Annotated in this window: 3 protein-coding genes; all 3 read right to left on the bottom strand. The window is 61.6% G+C overall.

The features are described 5' to 3' along the window. Positions 1-90 precede the first annotated feature (90 nt). Positions 91-465, bottom strand: coding sequence for a hypothetical protein (locus DYI24_RS24800; RefSeq protein ID WP_164574217.1), 375 nt, complete (start codon positions 463-465; stop codon positions 91-93). A 37-nt stretch (positions 466-502) separates the two neighbouring features. After that, the gene (locus DYI24_RS24795) at positions 503-1,324 is read right to left on the bottom strand and encodes a trypsin-like peptidase domain-containing protein (protein ID WP_164574216.1); all 822 of its coding nucleotides are present in this window, start codon (positions 1,322-1,324) and stop codon (positions 503-505) included. A 23-nt stretch (positions 1,325-1,347) separates the two neighbouring features. Further along, positions 1,348-2,661, bottom strand: a 1,314-nt coding sequence (locus DYI24_RS24790) for an ATP-binding cassette domain-containing protein (protein ID WP_164574215.1), incomplete at its 5' end; no start/stop codon positions are given.

Here is a 2,661-nt window from a genome sequence, read left to right as displayed (position 1 = left end):
GGACGACATCGATGCGGTTCTTGCCTTCGCCGCGAAGCAGGCGGAAACCGGCATCGAGATCGCCGCCCCCGTGGCGGCTGTAAGCGAGAACTACTTCCCGCAATTCCAAACGGGCCCGATCGGCGTCTGGGTCCAGCACGGCCCGAAGCTGCCGCCATTGTAACGGCCGCGATAGAAGCCGGCGCGGCCGGGATAGCGCCACTCGCCGCTCCAGGGGCTGTTCCAGCGAAAATAGTCCGGCGTCGGATCGATGTACCATGGCCGCTTTGGCCGCAGCAGCGCGCGCTGCGCCGGCGACAGCTTCTGCATGTACAGCGGCACAGCGTTGTTCGGCGGCTGCACATAGCCGGGGAGGAAGCCGTAACCCTGCGCCCGCTTGGTGTGCTTCTTGTGCGCAGCGGCCGAGGCGGTGGCGGGGAGCAGGGCGAGGGCGAAAAGGACGGCGAGCAAGGCGAGGCGGGTCATGGCGGCAGTATAGGGGGTGGCGGGTGCCCGGCCAAAGCTATCCGATAAATGGGCTGGAGCCCACTTTGCCCTTAGCAACGATCTCATCGAGGACACTCGCTTTCCATACAATTCCAAGCTGGAGACCGAACTCGTCGTCCCCAATCCGACCCGAGTAAACTCCCAGAAACTGGTCCGCTTGACCAATAAGCTCTTCGCCAGACAAACCCTCTGCTTTTCCTTTATGACTCCTCGGCACAATTAGACCTCTTTGACGTACGATTACAGGCGAGCCCGACATTCCCTTTCGAGTGGCTGTGTCGATTAGCATCTTTGGAAGGTCGTCAACGTCGAATGCAGGATGGCTAGCGATCGAGCCGCGCTTCCAAAGCGCTAATTCATGTCCAGCGTCGATTCCACCTGGATAGCCAAGTACGAAGACATCATCCCCGATGTTCGGGTCAAAATCGACAAATTCGGCTAGCGTATTGATCGGCCTGCTAATCAAATCATCGTCGAGCAATGCGATCTTGAGTGCGACAACGTCGACCCTATTGCCGAAAACGGAATGCTCCAACCAAGTGGGTGTGCCGTCGGCGTCGTATAAATTAATGCTGTAACGCCTTCGAATAGCGCGATTGTTAACATCGAACTCATCTGATTTAAGGAGTAACGGCATTTGCACGTGGGTTGGCACTGCTCCAGAAGCGCTTAAACATTGGCCGCTGATGACATCCCAACCTGTAACGTTGTGCCAATTAGTGATCAGATAGAAACAATCATCCTTGAGCCAAAAGAAGCCCGTCGCCACTGCGAGTACTTTTTCGCAAGAGCCACTGCAGCGCATCAGCTTGAGTTTTATAGGCGCGTAGATGAGCATGAGACTCCGCCCCGGACCGCTATCTACTCCGCCGCCTCTTCCGCCTTCCTCTTTCTCACCGGCCCCTTCTTCTCCAGCGCCGGCTTCAGGAACTTGCCCGTGTAGCTGCGCGGCGCTTTGACGATGTCTTCCGGCGGGCCCCAGGCGACGATTTCGCCGCCGCCGTCGCCGCCTTCGGGGCCGAGGTCGATGACCCAGTCGGCGGTCTTGATGACTTCGAGATTGTGCTCGATCACCACCACGGTGTTGCCCTGCGCCACCAGCTCGTGCAGCACTTCGAGTAGCTTTGCGACGTCGTGAAAATGTAGCCCGGTCGTCGGCTCGTCGAGGATGTAGAGCGTGCGCCCCGTCGCGCGCTTGCTCAGCTCCTTGGCGAGCTTGACGCGCTGGGCTTCGCCGCCTGACAGGGTGGTGGCCTGCTGGCCGACATGGATGTAGTCGAGGCCGACGCGCTGCAGCGTCTTGAAGGTTTCGCGGACGCGCGGCACCGCCTTGAAGAACTCGGCGGCTTCCTCGACCGTCATGTCGAGCACGTCGGCGATCGACTTGCCTTTGAACAGCACGTCGAGGGTTTCGCGGTTGTAGCGCTTGCCCTTGCAGACGTCGCAGGTGACGTAGACGTCGGGCAGGAAGTGCATTTCAATCTTGATGACGCCGTCGCCCTGGCAGGCCTCGCAGCGGCCGCCCTTGACGTTGAACGAGAACCGGCCCGGCTCGTAGCCGCGCGCCTTGGACTCCGGCAGGCCGGCGAACCACTCGCGGATCGGCGTGAATGCGCCGGTGTAGGTCGCGGGGTTTGAGCGCGGGGTGCGGCCGATCGGCGACTGATCGATGTCGATGATCTTGTCGATATGCTCGAGGCCCTCGATGCGGTCGTGCGGCGCCGGCGGCTCGGAGGCGTTGTTCAGCTTGCGGGCGATCGCGCGATACAGCGTGTCGATCAGCAGCGTCGACTTGCCGCCTCCGGACACACCGGTGACGCAGGTGAACAGGCCGAGCGGAATCTCGGCGGTGACGTTCTTCAGATTATTGCCGCGGGCGTTGACCAGCTTGATGGTGCGGCGATGGTTCGGCGGCCGCCGCTCCGGCACCGGCACGTCGAGTTCGCCGGTGAGATATTTGCCGGTCAGCGACTTCGGATTGCGCATGATTTCGGCGGGTGTGCCCGGCGCGACGATGTGGCCGCCATGGACGCCGGCGCCGGGGCCGATGTCGAGCACGTAATCGGCGAGGCGGATGGCGTCCTCGTCGTGCTCGACGACGATGACGGTGTTGCCGAGATCGCGCAGCCGCTTGAGAGTGTCGAGCAACCGGGCGTTGTCACGCTGGTGCAGGCC

Source organism: Rhodopseudomonas sp. BR0C11, from assembly GCF_010820945.1.
GTDB lineage: Bacteria > Pseudomonadota > Alphaproteobacteria > Rhizobiales > Xanthobacteraceae > Rhodopseudomonas > Rhodopseudomonas palustris_H.
Note: the sequence above shows the minus strand (reverse complement) of the source record. Positions and strands in the feature narration are given on the sequence as shown.